Origin of the sequence: Candidatus Pelagibacter sp. HIMB1517 (assembly GCF_052047895.1) — a bacterium.
Classification (GTDB): domain Bacteria; phylum Pseudomonadota; class Alphaproteobacteria; order Pelagibacterales; family Pelagibacteraceae; genus HIMB114.
The window spans coordinates 1-18,952 of sequence record NZ_JBNAIW010000006.1 but is presented as its reverse complement, the minus strand read 5'-3'; the positions used below and the strand labels follow the sequence as shown (position 1 = coordinate 18,952).

21 protein-coding genes and 1 riboswitch are annotated in these 18,952 nt (G+C 29.9%); of the genes, 9 read left to right on the top strand and 12 right to left on the bottom strand.

Annotated elements, in window-relative coordinates; genetic code table 11:
- Entirely contained in the window at nucleotides 1–1,056 is a 1,056-nt protein-coding gene (locus ACTTAT_RS03790) for an AbrB family transcriptional regulator (RefSeq protein ID WP_440679747.1), read from the top strand.
- Here the strand turns inward: ACTTAT_RS03790 and msrA are convergent.
- The 10 genes from msrA to ACTTAT_RS03740 all read right to left on the bottom strand — a co-directional run bounded on the left by msrA (nucleotide 1,053) and on the right by ACTTAT_RS03740 (nucleotide 9,064).
- A complete protein-coding gene (gene msrA / locus ACTTAT_RS03785; RefSeq protein WP_440679746.1) occupies nucleotides 1,053–1,571 on the bottom strand; it encodes a peptide-methionine (S)-S-oxide reductase MsrA in 519 nt (172 codons plus the stop codon). The two genes, ACTTAT_RS03790 and msrA, sit on opposite strands and share 4 nt — an antisense overlap.
- A 50-nt stretch (nucleotides 1,572–1,621) precedes the next feature.
- On the bottom strand, nucleotides 1,622–2,533 hold the full coding sequence (glaH, locus tag ACTTAT_RS03780) for a glutarate dioxygenase GlaH (RefSeq protein ID WP_440679745.1): 912 nt from the start codon (nucleotides 2,531–2,533) through the stop codon (nucleotides 1,622–1,624).
- A complete protein-coding gene (locus ACTTAT_RS03775) occupies nucleotides 2,533–2,859 on the bottom strand; it encodes an AzlD domain-containing protein (RefSeq protein WP_440679743.1) in 327 nt (108 codons plus the stop codon). The genes glaH and ACTTAT_RS03775 overlap by 1 nt, the downstream gene beginning before the upstream one ends.
- Nucleotides 2,852–3,553, bottom strand: a complete 702-nt coding sequence (locus tag ACTTAT_RS03770; protein WP_440679742.1) for an AzlC family ABC transporter permease — start codon at nucleotides 3,551–3,553, stop codon at nucleotides 2,852–2,854. The genes ACTTAT_RS03775 and ACTTAT_RS03770 overlap by 8 nt, the downstream gene beginning before the upstream one ends.
- Before the next feature lie 8 nt (nucleotides 3,554–3,561).
- Nucleotides 3,562–4,347 carry an ABC transporter ATP-binding protein gene (locus ACTTAT_RS03765; protein WP_440679741.1) on the bottom strand — a complete coding sequence of 262 codons (786 nt, stop codon included), beginning with the start codon at nucleotides 4,345–4,347 and terminating at the stop codon, nucleotides 3,562–3,564.
- The gene (locus ACTTAT_RS03760; RefSeq protein WP_440679740.1) at nucleotides 4,347–5,087 is read right to left on the bottom strand and encodes an ABC transporter ATP-binding protein; all 741 of its coding nucleotides are present in this window, start codon (nucleotides 5,085–5,087) and stop codon (nucleotides 4,347–4,349) included. The genes ACTTAT_RS03765 and ACTTAT_RS03760 overlap by 1 nt, the downstream gene beginning before the upstream one ends.
- Nucleotides 5,087–6,151: a branched-chain amino acid ABC transporter permease gene (locus tag ACTTAT_RS03755; protein WP_440679739.1), complete on the bottom strand. Its 1,065-nt coding sequence runs from the start codon at nucleotides 6,149–6,151 to the stop codon at nucleotides 5,087–5,089. Before ACTTAT_RS03755 ends, ACTTAT_RS03760 begins: the two co-directional genes overlap by 1 nt.
- 4 nt (nucleotides 6,152–6,155) lie before the next feature.
- The gene (locus ACTTAT_RS03750) at nucleotides 6,156–7,049 is read right to left on the bottom strand and encodes a branched-chain amino acid ABC transporter permease (protein ID WP_440679738.1); all 894 of its coding nucleotides are present in this window, start codon (nucleotides 7,047–7,049) and stop codon (nucleotides 6,156–6,158) included.
- A 55-nt stretch (nucleotides 7,050–7,104) separates the two neighbouring features.
- A complete protein-coding gene (locus ACTTAT_RS03745) occupies nucleotides 7,105–8,340 on the bottom strand; it encodes an amino acid ABC transporter substrate-binding protein (protein WP_440679737.1) in 1,236 nt (411 codons plus the stop codon).
- 103 nt (nucleotides 8,341–8,443) lie between these two features.
- Nucleotides 8,444–9,064, bottom strand: coding sequence for a LysE family translocator (locus ACTTAT_RS03740; RefSeq protein WP_440679736.1), 621 nt, complete (start codon nucleotides 9,062–9,064; stop codon nucleotides 8,444–8,446).
- 29 nt (nucleotides 9,065–9,093) lie between these two features.
- Here ACTTAT_RS03740 and ACTTAT_RS03735 point away from each other — a divergent pair, with 29 nt between their 5' ends.
- The 5 genes from ACTTAT_RS03735 to ACTTAT_RS03715 all read left to right on the top strand — a co-directional run bounded on the left by ACTTAT_RS03735 (nucleotide 9,094) and on the right by ACTTAT_RS03715 (nucleotide 12,535).
- Entirely contained in the window at nucleotides 9,094–10,002 is a 909-nt protein-coding gene (locus tag ACTTAT_RS03735) for a radical SAM protein (RefSeq protein ID WP_440679734.1), read from the top strand.
- Nucleotides 10,002–10,679: a TVP38/TMEM64 family protein gene (locus ACTTAT_RS03730; protein WP_440679733.1), complete on the top strand. Its 678-nt coding sequence runs from the start codon at nucleotides 10,002–10,004 to the stop codon at nucleotides 10,677–10,679. Before ACTTAT_RS03735 ends, ACTTAT_RS03730 begins: the two co-directional genes overlap by 1 nt.
- Entirely contained in the window at nucleotides 10,676–10,843 is a 168-nt protein-coding gene (locus tag ACTTAT_RS03725) for a hypothetical protein (protein ID WP_440679732.1), read from the top strand. Before ACTTAT_RS03730 ends, ACTTAT_RS03725 begins: the two co-directional genes overlap by 4 nt.
- Before the next feature lie 138 nt (nucleotides 10,844–10,981).
- Nucleotides 10,982–11,046: riboswitch (SAM riboswitch) on the top strand.
- Nucleotides 11,047–11,115: 69 nt separating this feature from the next.
- Nucleotides 11,116–12,177, top strand: a complete 1,062-nt coding sequence (locus ACTTAT_RS03720; RefSeq protein ID WP_440679731.1) for a homocysteine S-methyltransferase family protein — start codon at nucleotides 11,116–11,118, stop codon at nucleotides 12,175–12,177.
- Between the two features lie 211 nt (nucleotides 12,178–12,388).
- A complete protein-coding gene (locus ACTTAT_RS03715) occupies nucleotides 12,389–12,535 on the top strand; it encodes a hypothetical protein (RefSeq protein WP_009359905.1) in 147 nt (48 codons plus the stop codon).
- Here ACTTAT_RS03715 and ACTTAT_RS03710 read toward each other — a convergent pair.
- Entirely contained in the window at nucleotides 12,532–13,287 is a 756-nt protein-coding gene (locus ACTTAT_RS03710; protein ID WP_440679730.1) for an SDR family NAD(P)-dependent oxidoreductase, read from the bottom strand. The genes ACTTAT_RS03715 and ACTTAT_RS03710 overlap by 4 nt on opposite strands.
- A gap of 43 nt (nucleotides 13,288–13,330) precedes the next feature.
- Here ACTTAT_RS03710 and fumC point away from each other — a divergent pair, with 43 nt between their 5' ends.
- On the top strand, nucleotides 13,331–14,719 hold the full coding sequence (fumC, locus tag ACTTAT_RS03705) for a class II fumarate hydratase (protein WP_440679729.1): 1,389 nt from the start codon (nucleotides 13,331–13,333) through the stop codon (nucleotides 14,717–14,719).
- Between the two features lies 1 nt (nucleotide 14,720).
- On the opposite strand, the gene ACTTAT_RS03700 is transcribed toward fumC, so the two are convergent.
- A complete protein-coding gene (locus ACTTAT_RS03700; RefSeq protein ID WP_440679728.1) occupies nucleotides 14,721–16,091 on the bottom strand; it encodes a hypothetical protein in 1,371 nt (456 codons plus the stop codon).
- A 30-nt stretch (nucleotides 16,092–16,121) separates the two neighbouring features.
- Between ACTTAT_RS03700 and ACTTAT_RS03695 the strand changes: the two genes are divergently transcribed.
- Both ACTTAT_RS03695 and ACTTAT_RS03690 read left to right on the top strand, forming a co-directional pair.
- Nucleotides 16,122–18,350, top strand: a complete 2,229-nt coding sequence (locus ACTTAT_RS03695) for an ATP-dependent helicase (protein ID WP_440679727.1) — start codon at nucleotides 16,122–16,124, stop codon at nucleotides 18,348–18,350.
- On the top strand, nucleotides 18,343–18,952 hold a 610-nt coding region (locus tag ACTTAT_RS03690; RefSeq protein ID WP_440679726.1), incomplete at its 3' end, for an aminopeptidase P family N-terminal domain-containing protein. The genes ACTTAT_RS03695 and ACTTAT_RS03690, both read left to right, overlap by 8 nt.

The window sequence follows — 18,952 nt, the reverse complement described above, 5'->3', positions numbered from 1 at the left end:
GTGGCTGAATATTTTGAAGCAATTAAAAAAAGTTACAAAAGTATAATTATTGGAGCAATAGGCGGATATCTGGGTACATTAGTTCATTTGCCTTTACCTTGGTTATTAGGCGCACTACTTCTTAATTTATTTGTTTCTTTCACAAGTTATAAAATAACTTTTGATAAAAAAATATTCCTACCAGTTCTTTTAATCATTGGTGTGATTTTAGCTGGATCATTTAATATCACGTTATTATATAAAATTCATTTATGGATCTATTCATCTATAGCAATGATCATATGTACGATTATTGGTTCAATTGTAGTTGCGTTTTATTTTTATAAAGTTTGTAAATTTCGAAAACTGGTTGCCGTATTAGCTGGGTTACCTGGCGCTTTTGTTGTTATAGCTGCGGCAATCAACCAAATGACTGATAGTAAGAAAGAAAGTGGACAGGTTGTTATTCCACAAGCAACAAGAGTTTTGTTTATTGTATTAATCTTACCTTTTGTGTTTGTTACTCAGGTTGGTTATCAGGAAATCTCATCACATGGAAATAATCCAGATTATAGTTTGAGATATTTTCTCGAATTAATTTTTTTATTAGGAATCGCACAGTTAGGATCAATGGGATTAAAAAGATTAAAAGTTCCTTCCGCACCGATTCTAGCAGCTATGATACTCTGTGGAATTTTCTACACATTTGAAATAACAACTGCAAGATTTCCCGACTTCTTTATTAATATTGCGTTCGTATTTCTAGGATCTGCAATTGGATGTCGTTTGAGTGGTTTGCCAATTAGAGAAATAGGTTATTATTCTTTACACGGGTTTATTGTTTCAGTTTTGCTTTTAGGTATCGCAGCAATCTTCGCCTATCTTTTAAAAATCTTTCTAGGTTTTGATTTCATGGCAGCATTTCTAAGTTTTGCGCCTGGAGGTTTGCACGAAATGGTAGTTATCAGTATAGCCTATAACATTGACCCATTATTTGTGACCTACCATCACTTTTTAAGAATATTTTTAATTATTTTTTCTATTCCGTTTATTTTGAAATTTTTTTCTAAACGCTAATTCCAGATTTTTTTTAATCTTTGAACTCGGCCACAAGTAGTTTTGTAATACTTATATCTTAATGGATTTCTTTTATAAAAATCTTGGTGGTAATCTTCAGCTGGATAAAAAACATCTAATTTTTTTATATGAGTAGCAAATTGCGCAACATCTTCTTTATTTAACCTTTTTTTAGATTCTTCATAAGCTTTTTTCTCATCATCATTTTGATAGAAAACTGCAGATAAATAACTCGATCCTTTATCACAAAATTGACCTTTGGCATCATATGGGTCTATATTTTTCCAAAAAACATCTAAAAGTTGATCATAAGAAATTTTATTTGAGTCATAAATTACTTCAACAGCTTCGTAGTGACCTGTTTCTTCGTATGTTACTTGCTCATATGTTGGATTTTTTACATGTCCGCCAGTATAACCTGACTTAACTTCTTTAACTCCATCAGTTTTTTCAAATGCTTCTTCAACACACCAAAAACATCCACCTGCAAAGTATGCTTTTTTTTCATCGGCCATTGTTAAATTATTTAAACTAAATAAGATTAAAAAAAAGATTATAAATCTAATCACTTATAAAAAACACCTCTTTGTCTAAGAAGTTCTCTGTATAGTTTAGGGTGAGGTTTAAACGCTTTTCTCCCATGTAACATAAAATAATTATTTGAAAAAATTGCATAACCAGGGGGTAATTTAAAAGATATAAGTTTTTTGCTTCCCTCTAAAGATTCTGACAAACTATTTAGATATAGACCCTGCTTTAAACTTTGTGGCTCAGGAAACTGATCAATGTATGAAATAATAGGTTTTCCTTGCTGATCCGTAGAAAAAATTGGGTGTTCTATTTTGTAATCTACATTTTTACTTTTTGGAGAGCCCCAGACAAAATTTTCTTTTCCAATCGGGTCAGTGAAAAATTTTTCACAATCTTCCCAATCATCTAAATGTAACAATGTACTTTCTCCGCCCTCTGAATTTTCTTCTTTCATTTTCATCATTAAAAGCCAGTCGGTTTTTTCTTTGACGTACGTCCCATCTGTATGAAGATCTAATTTTTTTGCTGCCTTTCTTAAGTAGCTATCACTATTATCAGTATTTTTAACTTCAAACCTTGCATAATATTTTCCATACATTGCATCAAAGTTAGGTATACCAACAAGATGTGTAAGAGCCGTCGATAGCTTAACCAAAAAATCAGTATCGTATTTAGATTGATCCATTTCTTCTGGACCTATAACAAATGCTCCTTGATCTCTATTTAATAAAATAGCTTTAGTTAAACTTTGAATTTTCTCATTAAAAATTTTGTTAAATATATCGGTAATATGAAATCTCAAAAAAGGTTTATACTCAATATCCAGTAAATCAAATTGATCAAACTGCTCTTTAACTTTATCTAGATAATCATTTTCGATTTTAATATCTACTAGTCTCTGACTAGCTGAATGATTATTAACTTTTAATCCTGTGACTTTTTCCATTACAAAATATGATTTAGTATCACAAAACAGATTGTACTGCTAGATACTGCTAATATTACATTTTTTTTGAATAAAAAATAAACGACTAATAAAATTAAGGTACAAATAATTCTTACCAACATAGTAGACTCGGTTAATATCCCAACTGGGAAAAAAACTATTCTTGCAATAACAGCAGCAATGACAGCCATAGAGACACATCTGATCCAATGAAAAATAGGGCTATCTACTTTAATATTTTTGGCACTAAACATGCCAAAAGCTCTACAAAAATATGTACCAACACTTGCGACCAATATTGATAAGTAAATAAATTGACTACTCATTATTCTCTTTTCTGAAGATAAAAAAACCTAATGTTCCTGCTAAAACTCCAGCAATTAAAACTGACCAGCCAGGAAAAACATTATTTAAAAATATACTTAAAGTTGCCCCAACTAAAATTGAGCAAATAATCTTTTTTTCTTCTAAATTACTTACTGTCATGACTAAAAAATACATTGGATTAATAAATACAAGAGCAATTAAAATTTCATGAGGAACCAGATTGGAAAACAAGTACCCTGCTACCGTACAAACAACCGAGTTAGCCCACAAAAATCCTCCTAATCCAACAAAATAATTAAACTTTTCATCTTCCTTAATATTTTTTTGAACAGAGAAAAAATTAAACCAAGATGTCACTGCAATGAAATGTGCTCCAATATATTGTTTCCATTTAGGAACGTTTGAATTTCTAATTAATGGAGTGATATTTACAGTCATTGGGTACAAACGACTATTCGTTAATAAGACAGCTAGAAAAATATTTAACAAAGTTCCTCCAGCTAAAATTGTCTCTGCCATCACAAACTGACCAGGTAAAGCAAAAGTAAAAAATGTTGAGAAGAAGCTCTGATAAATATCGAAACCAGCGCTATGTAAAAAAGCTCCAAAAGCAAACATACTTGAGCCAAGCCCTAAGGCTGGAACGCCAATTGCGTGCTTAACTCCGTCTTTAAAAGATTGTGATGAAAGCAAGGTTTAGATTATCCTCCAAGGAATAATCTACCGACATCTGGGTTATTTAGCAATTCATCTCCCTTACCAACGATTGCCAATTCTCCCGAAACTAAAACATATCCAATATCTGCAAACTCGAGACCTTTTTTTGCATTTTGCTCAACTAAAATAATTGTTTTCTTCTCATTTTGTTGAAGGTCTTTTAAAATTTCAAATACCATCTCAATATATCTTGGTTCTAAACCAATTGATGGTTCGTCAACTAATAAAACACTAGGTTTCATAACCAAAGCTCTTGAGATTTCTAATAACCTTCTTTCACCACCAGATAAAACTTTAGCAGGTTGGTTTCTTCTATTTCTTAGTCTTTCATATTTTTCTAATACTCTTTGTGCTTCTTCATAAGCTTCTTCTGTTTTATCTTTTGTATAGCCTCCCATTAACAAATTTTCCTCAACGGTCATATCTGGGAACACAGAGTTATCTTGTAAAATATACGCAATACCAAATGACTTTAATTTCTCAGCTGGTGTTACATTTGTAACTTCTTTTCCATCAATATTAATTTTTCCTGAAAAAATATTTGTAAAGCCATAAATAGAATGAAGAATAGTTGACTTACCTGCTCCATTTGGGCCAATCAAACAAAGTGATTGAGCTTTGCTACATAACAAATCTATATTATGCAAAATTTCCATTTTACCATATCCAGCTGTTAAACCTTCAATTGTGACATGTGTTTCTCCAGATGAAAGTTTTTCTAGATCTGATTTTGTTGGTTTTGCACCTAATACTGAATATTGATCTGCCATTATTGTGCTCCTAGATAAGCATCAATTACTCGCTTGTCATTTTTAATTTGATCTGGATTTCCCTCGGCCAGAAGTTGACCGTGTGCCACACAGAATATTTTTTGAGCTAATTGCATAATAACTTTCATATTATGCTCAATTACTAAAAGTGTAATACCGTACTCTTTATTAACAGAAATTAGTCTTTTAATGATACCATTAATTAAGGTAGGGTTAATCCCTGCAGTTGGCTCATCAAGTAATAACATTTTGGGATCGCTCATTAATGCCATAGCTAACTCTAAAAGTTTTTGCTGACCAAAAGATAAATCTCCAGCCCTTAAATTTCTTTTTTGATAAAGCCCTACAAATTTTAAAATATCTTCTGCCTTGGCTGTTAAGTCAGCAGGTATTCCTGAAAAAACTGTGAAAACAGTTTCGTCTCTTGGTTTATGAGAAATGAGCATATTCTGAACACAGTTAAGTTTTCCATAAATTCTTGTTTGCTGAAAAGTTCTAAGTAATCCTAATTTTGCAATAGACGGAATGGTTAACTGAGAGATTTCTTTTCCATCAAAATTAATTGAACCTTGGTCAATTGGATGTGTTCCAACTATTGAATTAAATAATGTTGTCTTTCCAGAACCATTAGGTCCAATAATTCCAACAATAGATCCTTGTTCAACTTGCAGTGAAATATCTACATTGGCTTTTACACCACCAAAAGATTTTGAAACATTGTTAACTTCAAGTAATGCCATTAATCTAAACTTATTTGAGCCTTTCTATCTTTTTCATCAATAACTTCTCCAAACCACTCTGGTTTTTTTTCTCTTAAATATCCCATTAAACCTTCTGGGAAATAAATAACGATTACAATGATTAAAACTCCAAGAGCTACATATTGCCAACCTAAAAATAAAGTCCAGAAACTTTCTTTAAATATATGAAATGCAGAAGCTCCAATTATTGGTCCCCATAAAGTTCCTTTTCCTCCAAGAATTGTCATTAACACCATAAACACACCCATTTCTCTTCCATCAAAGGCTACTTCAACTGGTTCTATGTAACCAACCATTGTTCCTACAAGACCTCCTGCTAAACCACAGAAAAATGCTGAAATCATCCAACCAGTAATTTTATAACGCATAGTTTCAATACCCATCGCTTCAGCTTTGTCCTCATTGTCTCTTATGGCATTTAAAACTAATCTAAATCTCGTCGTGTATAACCATCTGATGAAAGTAAACGTAGCAACTAAAAGAATTAAACATAGGAAATATAAAAACTCTCCTCTAGTTTCTAAATCTCCAAGACCTTTTGGGAATGGTGGGGCTGTCATGCCTTGTCCTGCTCCAATTAATTCTATTCCACCTGCCAATTCACCTGACGCAATACCAATTCCTAAAGTACAAATGGCAAAATAATGTCCTCTTAATCCTAAAATTCCATAACCAATCAAACCCGCAATAATTGGTGGAATTAGTGCAGCAAAGGCTAAACCTAGTGCTAAACCTTTAAAATATTGATCTGGTTCATGAACGAATGTTTTTTCTCCACCACTTTCTGTCCATTCAGCTAGAGGGAAATACAAACCAATTTGCATACTCGCGCACAAATACATTCCGACTCCAAAAAACATTATGTTTCCAAAAGAATTGTATCCCATTTCTCCACCTTGAATGTTCCATGTCATTGCAAGAATGATAAGGATTAACATGAATGCTAATTGTAATTTAAAATTAACGAATACAAATGGAGCAACTAATAAAAAAAGTAAAAGCGCACCACAAATATAAAGTTCTCTTTTTGTAAAAGCTAACATTGATTTATTTTAGATACTCCCTCGTTTTGGCAAGTTTAAATCTTCTATAAACTAAAATTAATACTAATAAAAAGAATACAGTTGCAATTCTAAACTCTGTTCCTAGTAAATAATCAGCAAACTCTTCAAATACTCCCAAGCCCATACCAGACATTGCAACACCAGGTAAGTTACCAAGACCTGCAACAATTACTATCATGAAAGATCTTACCGTATAGGGCAAACCAACATAAGGGTGTAAAGTAAATGTTATAGCAACCAACGCACCAGCTACACCACATAATGCAGCATTAATTCCAAAAGTTGAAGCATAAACTTTTTCAGTATCTACACCTAAAATTTTTGCTGCCCTTGCATTCTGAGCTGTTGCTCTAATTGCACGACCAAGTTTAGATTTCTTCATATAAATAGTAAGTAATACTGCACAAACAATACTTACAACTGCTGAGAAAATTTTTGAATTTGGAAGTGTGACTGAATTGTTAAATAACATCGTTGTACCAAAATTTGATTGTGCAACAACCACATCTGAACCAAAACCAAAGTTCATTAATTGCATCATTAAAATACTGATCCCGAATGTTGCTAAAATTGAAATAAACATGTCACGGTCAACGACTTTGTTTATTACAAGTTTATAAATAAATACTCCCACAAAATACATAATGATTGGCGACACAAATATACCCCAGGCAGGATGAATGCCGGACATGTACATAAAGTAGGCAATATAACCACCCATGATAACAAGTTCTCCTTGAGCAATATTGATGATGTTCATTACTCCCCATTGAAGAGCCATACCGTAAGCTATTAAAGCAAATAAAATTCCCAAAAGAATTCCGTCAAGAATGGCTTGGGCAGTTAAAGCTGGAACTTGAAATACTAAAAAATCCATTTTAAAAAAAACTGCCCTCTTCTAAACTAAGAAGAGGGCAATTTCTATATCTTAATTATCTTTTTGACCAAGGTGGTATTGGATGAATTAACTCAGCCGCTGCCCATTTAGTTGGAGCAACAACTACGTTTTCACATTTGCCACTTTTGCACATAACTTGGAAAAGCACCATTGGCTTTGCCGTGTTTTGTCCGCCTGATCCAAACTTTATATTTCCATAAAAAGTTTGCATTTCAGTTTTTGCTAATGCATCTCTAACTTTTTTAGTATCGAAAGAGTTAGCTCTTTCAAATGCATCTTTAAAAACTAATAATGCTGCAGAAGACTCTGCTGCTTGATATGGAGGCGCATAACCATAAGCTTTTGTGAAGTCTTTGTCATACTTTATACCGTCACCAAAGAATTTATCTTTGTAGGTTAAAGTTTTATGCCATTGAGATGCACATAAAGCATATTCAGATTTTGCACCGTGTTGTTTAGCTAATTTTGAAGCGTCGCAGTGTGTCATTGCTAACATTGGAACATCAACTTTCATTTCTGAAATTTGTCTGATCGCTGTTAACGCACCTTTTGAGTGACCTGACACAACAAGAACGTCTGGCTTTACAGCTTTAACTTTTGCTAAAGTTGCTGCCATATCATTAAGTTCTTTTGGAAGCTTATCGTCGATGATAATTTTTGATCCAGTTCTTTTCGCTGCATCTAATACACCTAATCTAACGTCTTGTGAGAATGCATCTTGCTCGAAAGCTTGCGCAATTCTGACTGGCTTTCCACCGTTCTTTTCAACTGCAAGATCGATTGCTACTTCAAGATACTGGTTTGCAGGTGATAACACTGCGAACAAGTATTTATATCCTTTAGTAAATAACGATCTTGATGCACCATTTGCTTCAACCATAGGAATTTTATTTTCCTCAGTCACTGGTGCAATCGCTTTTGTTAATCCTGAACTGTAAGGTCCAAGCATATATTTAACACCATCTTGTTTGATAAGTCTCTCTGCTAACTGAGCAGCTCTTTTTGAATTAGACTCATCATCATAATAAATGATTTTAAACTTATAGCTTTTTCCTCCAACCTTTACTCCACCCATACTGTTAATTCTTTCAACGGCAAGGTTGTAACCATTTTTGGTATGCTCACCATTTGTAGAATATTTTCCAGTTAAAGATACTGCTGCGCCAAGAACAATTGTATCGCCCTCAACTTTTGCATTTGCAGTTCCAAAACTAAAAACTAATGCAAGTACAGAGATAAAAGTTAAGATAGATCTATATAGATTTTTCATATTCTCCCCTGTTTGTTTTTGTTAATTAACTTTATAAAATTACATTTAAAAATATTTGTAATCAACTTCAAAAGCTAAATAAAAAAAACAACTTTTGATTGAATTATACTTTTATTGCAATAAAAATTGCAATTACAGTAAGCGCTGCAGCAGAAACATAATTTAATGTTTTTGGATTTGACTTTAATTGATCAATAATTTTTTCAGCTACCTTTGAGTAAATTGCTAGAGTTAAAAAATCTAAAGTTACCCAGCTGATAAGCATAATAATAAAGTGGGCAATATAATTTTCACCAGTTAAAAAAGTTGGAAATACAGCAGCAAAAAAAACTATGGCCTTTGGACTAAAGAAAGCAATAAAAAATCCATCTCTAAATAAAGCGGTATTAGATTTAATTTGTTTTCCAGTTTTAATATCTAAGTTTGCTTTAGATTTAAAAAAACCAAAAGCAACATATAATATGTATGAAATACCAACCCACTTAAAAACTGAAACAATATTTGGAAATATTTCTATCAATGCACTTAAGCCAAAAAGAACAAGTAACATCTGTACAGAATTCGCTGTAACATCACCAAAAGCTGTCCATAAGCTTTTTTTAAAACCATAATTTATTGACTGAGACATGATTAGAACTCTAGGTCCTCCGGGAGTAACAAACATCACAATAATTATTTGTAAAAAAAGCAAGTAGTTTTCTGGGAACATTTCAATAATATACATTAAAGTTATTTAGTTTAAAAGAATTGAAAATGTACCAAAAATTTGAAAATAAAAATTTTACTGCTGATAATAAAGCTAGAGCTTTTATAGAGTCTAAAAAATTAAAAACTTTATGGTTCAATACAGGAACGCTTTGTAATCTAACTTGTAAAAATTGTTACATTGAATCAAGTCCTAAAAATGATCGCTTATCTTATCTTTCTTTTGATGAATTTAAGATGTTTGTAAATGAAAGTATTCAAAATGAAATGGGAACTGAAGAAATTGGATTTACTGGTGGTGAGCCATTTATGAACAAAGATATTTTTAAGATGATTAAATATTCTCTTGATAACCGGTTTAAAACTTTAGTGCTTACCAATGCAATGAAACCAATGATCAATAATAAGAATGATTTAAATAAATTAAATCATTTAAACCTAACAATTAGAGTTTCAATTGATCATTATAATAAAGATAAGCATGAACAAATCAGAGGTCCAAATAGCTGGGGTCCAATGATTGAAGGATTAAAATGGCTGTCTGAGAATAAATTTAATTATTGTTTGGCAACCCGTTTGATGTGGAATGAGGACGAAGAAACAACAAGAAGAAATTTTAAAAAATTTATTGATCAATATCAACTTGCTTTGGATGTGGAGAATAAAAACCAATTAGTAACTTTTGCAGAAATGAATGAAAAACAAGATACTCCAGAAATAACAACTGAATGTTGGGGAATTTTAAATAAAGATCCAAATACTGTAATGTGTTCAACTTCTCGAATGATTGTTAAGAAAAAAGGAAATGAGAACCCAAGTGTAATTGCATGTACTTTACTTCCTTATAAACAAGAGTTTGACTTGGGCAATAGTCTGAAAGAATCGATGAAAAAAATCTACCTTAATCATCCGCACTGTTCTAAATTTTGCGTTTTAGGTGGTTCCAGTTGTAGTTAATGACTAATAAAATTTTTAAAATTTTTATTATTTTAATCTTTGTAGGAACCATTTCGTTTGGGTTGCTTTTTGATTATAGCCAATACTTTTCTTTTGAAACGATTAAAAGCCAACATGATAAATTAAATGAATTTATCAAATTAAATTATTCTTTATCTATAGTGGTATTCTTTATTATTTACGTGATAGTGACAGCATTTGCATTACCTTTTGGGGCATTGAAAACAATCTTGGCTGGGGCTCTTTTCGGCTTAATTCCAGGTGTGATACTAACGTCATTTGCAAGCTCAATTGGTTCAACTTTATGCTTATTAATGTCCAGGTTTGTTTTAAGAGATTATGTAGAAAAAAAGTATTCCAAATATTTAGAAAAAATAAATGAAGGAATTAAAAAAGATGGAATTTATTATTTATTTTTCTTAAGATTAAGTCCGATATTTCCATTCTTTATTATAAATTTGGTATTTGGTCTGACTAAGATGAGAGCACTGACTTTCTATTTGGTATCTCAAATCGGTATGTTTCTTGGAACTATCATTTTTGTAAATGCGGGTGTTCAATTATCAAAAATTAATAAAATTGAGGATATACTAAGTATCGAGATAATTATTTCATTTGTATTGATAGGTTTGGTTCCATTAATTATAAAGAAATTGATAGAAAAATTAAAAAAATGAGTAAAGATATTACTAATTACATCAAAACAGAGTGTGGGTTATCTGAGTATTACTTGCTAAAAGCAAGAAAAGGTTTTTTTAATAAACTAAGGTTCTACTGGTTTGTTGCTATAGCAACTTTAAGAGATCTACCTAAAAAAAAACCTGAATTTAAAGATAATTAGTATTTACATAAGATATTATTTAAATATAAGAGTGATCAAGCGCTGATTTATTTCAAATTGCGGGCGCTATAAAAATCCAGCTAAAGCGAAAAGTAACCACCGCTTTAGCCGGTGGTTTTTTTTTGGAAAATTTTCATAAAAAAACCTGGGTATTTGAACCATATTGTACACCCGGCATGTGCCAAAGTACTAAAAAGGAGATGTTGAATGAACTTTTATGCTCCCATGTTTGTGTTTGTTCAACTTTCTCCGAAAATTATAAGGAGAAAAATATGATTAAAAATTTAGTAGAGAGATTAAATCAAGGTCCTGTTATTTGTGCAGAAGGTTTTTTGTTTGAGATTGAAAGACGAGGATATTTGTCTGCAGGAGAATTTGTGCCAACAGTTGCTCTTGATCAACCAGACGTACTTGAGAGTTTGCACAGAGATTTTCAACATGCTGGGTCTGATGTGGTGCAAGCATTTACCTATAATGTTCATAGAGAAAAAGTGAGAGTTGCAGGAAAAGAAGATTTATTAGAAAAATTAAATAGAGCTGCACTTCAAATTGCAAAAAAAGTTGCCAAAGATAGTCCAGATAAATCAAAGCCAAATTTCATGGCAGGAAATATATCTAATTCTAATATTTGGAATGACAAAGATAAAAGTACACATTTAAAAGTAGAGAGAATGTTTACTGAGATGGCTGAGTGGGCTGTCGATGAAAAAGCAGATATTATGATTGGTGAAACTTTTTATTATGCGGAAGAAGCTTTTAAAGCTTTAGAAGTTATAAAAAAAACAAAATTACCAGCTGTTTTAACAATTGCACCTATGGGTGAAGATATCATGAGAGATGGTTGGTCAGTTGTAGACACTTGTAAAGAATTAGAACAACGCGGTGCTGACGTAGTTGGTATGAACTGTTTTAGAGGTCCAGACACAATGAAAGACTACGTTTTAGAAATTAGAAAAGCTGTGAAATGTCATGTAGCTGCATTACCAGTTCCATATAGAACAAACAAAAACCATACTACTTTTTTTAATCTACCAGATAGAGGTGGCGAATGTGGCTGTGAGGCTCCTCACGGAAGAACTTTTCCAACAGCACTAGATCCTCTGTATTGTAATAGATATGAAATCGCAAAATTTACAAAAGATCTTTATAGTAATGGAGTAAACTATTTAGGAGTTTGTTGTGGTGCAAGCCCAGCATTAATTAGAGAAGTTTCTCACTCTGTTGGATTAGAAGTTCCTGGTTCAAAATATAAAGAGAACATGTCTAACCACTTCATGTATGGAAATAATGAGAGAATTCCTGAACACATGAAACAGTACGGAAATAAAGCATAATATAAATAAGATTCCGTTTTGATATGAAAAGATCAACTACCAGAAATTAAACAATCAAGAGCTCAAGGTGAACAGGCTCACGTGTCTGGTGATCATAAAGAATCTGAAGAAATGCTCAAACAAGCCTTAGGTTTGCTTGACGGTTAGCGGTCAAAAAAAAGTCAAATTTACCCAAAAACTCAGTCACATTTAAAATTTATATACATGATATATGAAAAAAAATAATTTAATAAAACTAGCTCAAGTTGATCCAATTGAGATTGATCAAAAAACCAATTCTTTTTTTAATAAAGGAACACAACTATTATTAGGGGCAAATTTAGTTGTAATGGTAATGATTTATTTAGTGATTTACTAATTATCAGTTTTTACCATAAATTTTATTAGAAATAAAAAAACTGGTTTTGGTAAAATTTTAAGAGTTTTAAATATTAAACTCATCATAAGAGGAAATGTAATATCATATTTCTTTTTCTCTAAACCTTTAAAAATAATTTGCGCAGCCTTTTCAGCAGACATTAAAAAAGGCATTTCAAATTTATTCTGATCTGTAAGTCTTGTTTTAACAAAACCAGGATTAATTAAGCTCACATAAATATTATTTTTTTTACAATCATTATAAATAGACTCTGAATAGTTCATCATAGCAGCTTTACTTGGTCCATAACCGGACGAATTTGGTAAACCAAAAAATCCTGCTAAAGAACTAATCATAGCAATATGACCTTTTTGTTGATTTTTCATAACAGGCAAAATCATCGACATCACATTAATTAAACCCATAAAATTTACCTCTATAGTTTTTCTATAAAGATCTAAATCTACATCAAAAGTATTATTGGGTTTATAAAAACCACTAGAATAAATTACTAAATCAATATTTTTTACTTCATCTATAACTGAAGTTAAAACTTCTCTACATTCACTTGCTGAAGTTACATCAAGTTTTTTTGTAATTACTTTGCAATTTTCGTTTAGAAAATCTTCAGATATTTGTTCTAATTTATCTTCATTTCTTCCAAAAATGATCAAATTTTTAGAATTTTTTAAATAAATCTTTCCAAGTTCAAAGCCTATACCAAAAGTTCCACCTATTATTAATGTGTTCATTGTTTTTATTAATTTAATATATATATATAAATTATAATCAAATATGTCTTCAAGAACTGAATTTGATAGTTTTGGTAAAATAAAAGTTCCTTCAGATAAATACTGGGGAGCTCAAACACAAAGATCTATAAAAAATTTTAAGATTGGCAAAGTAAATGTGCCTCTTGAACTAATTCATGCGATTGGCATAGTTAAAAAATCTGCAGCAATAGTTAATGCTAAATTTAAAGACTTAGATAGTAATTTATCTAAATATATTCAAAAAGCTGCTGATGAAGTAATAGCAGGAAAACTAGACGATCATTTTCCTTTAAAAGTTTGGCAAACAGGTTCTGGTACACAAACAAACATGAATGTTAATGAGGTAATTGCAAATAGAGCAATCGAGATGCTTGGTGGAAAATTAGGCTCAAAAAAACCAGTTCACCCAAATGACCATGTAAATATGGCACAATCTACAAATGATACATTTCCAACTGCAATGCATATAGCCATTGCAATACAAACAAATAAAAAATTAATCCCTTCCCTTATAAAATTGGAGAAAGCTCTTTTAAAAAAAACTAAGCAATTTAAAGATATTGTTAAAATTGGAAGAACTCATTTGCAGGATGCAACTCCATTAACCTTGGGTCAAGAATTTTCAGGTTATCATATGCAGATTAAAAATTCTTTAGAAAGGGTACGGATAGCATTAAAAGAAATATATTATCTTGCTCAAGGAGGAACAGCTGTAGGCACAGGAATAAACTCAAGAAGAGGTTGGGACAAAAAAATTGCTAATGAAGTCAAAAAAATTACTAAACTTCCATTCAAAACAGCGAGAAATAAATTTGAAGCTCTCGCAAGTCATGATCCAGTGGTAAATTTTTCCGCGAGCTTAAACACAACAGCTGTAGCACTAACAAAAATAGCTAACGATATCAGATTTTTAGGATCTGGTCCAAGAGCAGGTTATTCAGAACTTGAGCTTCCTGAAAATGAACCTGGTTCATCTATTATGCCTGGAAAAGTTAATCCAACTCAATGTGAAGCCATCACAATGGTTTGTACTAAAGTAATAGGTAATCACACAGGAATAACAATTGCTGGAACTCACGGACACTTTGAACTTAATGTTTTCAAACCAATGATCGCACATAATATAATTCAATCCATTGATCTCATAGCTGACTCTGTAAATTGTTTTGTTGATTATTGTGTAAATGGAATAAAACCAAATAAGAAAAAGATAAATGAACTTTTAAATAACTCTTTAATGCTTGTAACAGCTCTATCACCAAAAATTGGATATGATAATGCAAGCAAGATTGCAAAAACTGCACACAGAAATGGAACAACCCTTAAAGAAGAAACTTTAAAAACTGGCTTAGTAACAGAAGCAGAATATAATAAGATAGTTGATCCCAAAAAGATGGTAAGGCCAAAATAATTTATAACAAAGTAAAGTATCTTGGTAGATCAAACAAATTTTCAAGTTTTCCAAAGATTACAATCGAATTTAGATTTGTATTTAATTTTTGAATCTCATTATCATTAAACTGCCTATTTACAAAATTTTCTTGGACAGTAATTTTTGATTTATTAATATTTAGAATTCCTTTTGATTGTAATTTAAATTCACCATCTATAGCTCTATCAATTAAAGATTTATCATTACAAATTTGAGAACAAAGTCTTTTTAAATTTTTTGTTGAAAATATAAAATCATAAAATAGGAGATTATCTTTTTGGTATGTTACATTTCTTCCCTTGATGTTAATTGAATTGTTATCTGAATAAATATCTATATCTTCAAAAAAAACATCTCCATTTTGAAATAAGACATTTAGTTTAATATTTTCAAAAACTTCTTTATCACTCTTGAAATTATTAAAGCTTAATTTTACTCTACCATCGAAAAGATTAGCCAATAAATTAAGGTTTTGTGATAAAAAAGTTGCCAAGTCTGTTTTACTAATTTTTTTAAATTTAGAATTTTCAAAATATCCATCGAGTACAATTATATTTTTATCATTATTATTGTTTATATTGATTATTCCACTAAATATATTTGTTTCAAATTCTTTAGTAATCAAACTAAATTTATTTTCATTTTGCTCATAAGTAAAAGAGGTAAAAATACTATCAACCCCTGGAAAAATTGAACTATTATTGTAATCTAATTTTATCAATTTTTTTGTATTTAAAAAATTTTCAATGCTAGCTTTGAAATTTATTTCTGGAGATTTCAAACTTAACTGATTTTCTTTAAATTTAATTTTAAACAAAATCTCACCAACATAAAATTTACCATTTATTTTATCTATTTTTTTATTTTTATATAAAATATTGCCTGAAAATTCGTTTATGCTAAAAGTCTGCTTATTATCAAAAAACTTAATATTAACCTTTTCAAAATTAATTTTTTTATTATCAAATTCTTCAATACTCGATAAAACTTCCAAATTATTCAGATTAATTATAAATTCTCCACTATTAATAAGAATATTTTTGTATGAGAATTTATTTTTTAATAAATCAAAAATAGATACATTTAAAACAATTTTATTTAGAATACTGTTTTCTTCATCATTCGTTATATGCACCTCAGAAATTTCTAAGCTAGGTAGGGGATTTAGTTTATATTGAATATTGCCCTTAATGTTTACTTTATAAAATATTAATTCAGATATTAAATTTTCAATTCCAGTTTTCTTATCATCATTGAAATTAATTAAAAAAGGTGAGCAGACATAGGCTGTTACAGAAAAAACTAAAAATAAAATTGATATTAACAGCTTTTTTGCATTTTTTTTTAACATTTATTTTTGTTGTGCTAATTTAATTATTAGATGAGTAGTTATTTAAATTCATTGAATAATCAACAAAAATTGGCTGTCTCAAACACAGAGGGGCCATTACAAGTATTGGCTGGCGCTGGCTCAGGAAAAACAAAAGTTCTAACTTCAAGAATTGCTTATTTAATTCAACAAAAAAAATGTTTTGGACAACAAATACTTTGTGTGACTTTTACAAACAAAGCCGCAAGTGAAATGCGTGAACGGGTTTTAAAATTAGTTAATTCTAAATCAGTGGCATTTCCATGGCTTGGAACTTTTCATTCAATTTGCAATAAAATGTTAAGAAAAAATGCTGAAGCAGTTGGTTTAAAACCAAATTTTACAATTATTGATACCTTAGATCAGATTAAGTTAATTAAGAATATTTTAAGTGCAGAGAATATAGATATTAAAAAAAATCCACCTAAGCAAATTGCATTTCATATTGACCAATGGAAAAATAAAGCTTTGTTGCCTGATCAAGTAAAGTTAAAAAATCAAGAATTTAATTTAGTAAATGCGCTCAAGGTATACAAAATCTATCAAAAAAGATTGTTAGTGATGAACTGTGTAGATTTTGGTGACTTAATTTTACATGTTGTAACAATTTTAAAAAAATTTGAAGATATAAAAAAAATATATCAAAGAAACTTTAAATATATTCTCGTAGATGAATTTCAAGATACTAATTATGTTCAAAATCTTTGGCTCCAGTTATTAACTTCTGAAAAAAAAAATATTTGTGTTGTGGGTGATGATGATCAATCAATTTATAGTTGGCGAGGTGCTGAAGTAAAAAATATATTAGAATTTAAAAATAATTATCAAAATACTCAAACAATAAAATTAGAACAAAATTATAGATCTACAGAAAATATACTAAATAGTGCAACTTCTCTTATTTCAAATAATGAAGATAGACTGGAAAAAAATATTTGGTCAGAATTAGGTGATGGAGAAAAGGTAAAAATTAAATCTTATTTTGATGGCATAAGCGAAGCGACGGGTATCTCGGATATCATTGAGCAAAATTTATCAAAAAAGTTTAAACTTAATGAAATTTCGATTTTGGTTAGAGCCGCATTTCAAACAAGGGAATTTGAAGAAAGATTTATAAAAATTGGACTACCGTATAGAATTATTGGAGGTTTAAAATTTTATGAAAGATCAGAAATTAAAGATGCCTTAGGTTATTTAAGACTAATCAATCAGTCATCTGACGACATTTCATTTGAAAGAATAATTAATAACCCAAAAAGATCTATAGGTGACAGCTCAATAAAAAAAATCCATGATTTTGCTAGAGAAAAAGATTTATCACTTTTTGATGCTTCTCAAGAAATATTAAAAGAAAATATACTTAAACCAAAAACAATACAAAATCTTAAATCTTTTTTAGTAAATATGATTTCCTGGAAGCAAAAATCTAAAGATATTGATCACATTTCATTACTTGAAATTGTGCTAGATGAGTCGGGTTACTCTTCTATGCTTAAAAATGAAAGAACGCCTGAAGCTGATGCAAGATTAGAAAATTTAAAAGAATTAAAATCTTCAATGAAAAACTATTCATCTTTGAATGAGTTCTTAGAAAATATTTCTCTTCAGACAGCAATAGATGAGGAATGGGATGGTGAAAAAATCAATATCATGACAATCCATTCAGCTAAAGGTTTAGAATTTGATGCAGTTTTTTTACCTGGTTGGGAGGAAGGTTTGTTTCCACATCAAAAGTCAATTGATGAAAAAGGAGCAGACGGTATAGAAGAGGAAAGAAGATTAGCGTATGTAGCCATTACAAGGGCAAAAAAAGAATTATTTATTTCTTTTGCAAATCAAAGAAAATTTTATGGAAGACAAAATGATAATTATGACTTTTATTCTTCGTTGCAGTCACGCTTTATCGACGAAATAGACGATAAATATACCGAGATATCAATTGATGATACTGCAGAGGATGAGTTTATCTTCGATCAAGATTTCAATATTGAGGGGAAAAAAAATAGCCCAGGCTGGAACAGATTAAAGAGCAATTTTGCAAATAAAAATGAGGAAAATATAAAAACTATTTCTTACACTGAAAATTTCACAGATTTTACTGTAGGTGAAACTGTGAAACATGAAGGTTTTGGTTTAGGAAAAATTATTCATATCGATGGAAACAAATTACTTATAAATTTTAAAGAGCAAGGTGAAAAAAAGGTAATAGATAAATTTATTCAAAAAGCATCTAATGAATAGCGTATTAAAAATTAAAAATTACTTAAAAAATAATAATATAGAAGCTTGTTTAATTTCAAAAAATAATACTTTTTTAAATGAATTTGTAGAAGATAGAGATAATTTTTTATTAAAAATTACAAAATTTACAGGATCTCTAGGTTATGCAATTATATATAAAAATAAGCAAAATTTATATGTTGATGGTAGATATACCCAACAAGCAAGAGTACAAACAAAAAATTTTATAATAAAAGATATATCTTTACTAAAAAATGATGTTGGCAAAATAACAAATTCTAATAAAAAATTACTCATTGATCCAAAAACTTTTTCATTAAGTTTTTTTGATAAATTCAATTATGAAAATCTTCACTTTTTTAACTCAAATAAAAATTTAAAAAAAAAAGAAAAACTCTTTTACCTTACAAAAAATTATAGTGGGCAGGACTCTTTTGAAAAATTAAAGAAAGTTAATAAGAAACTTACTTTAAAAAAAAATGAAGTTTTTTTAATTACTTCACCTGAAAATATTGCTTGGTTAAGTAATATTAGATCTTATGATAAAAAATTTAGTAAAATTTTTAATTGTATTGCATTAATTAAAAATAAAAGAATTTATA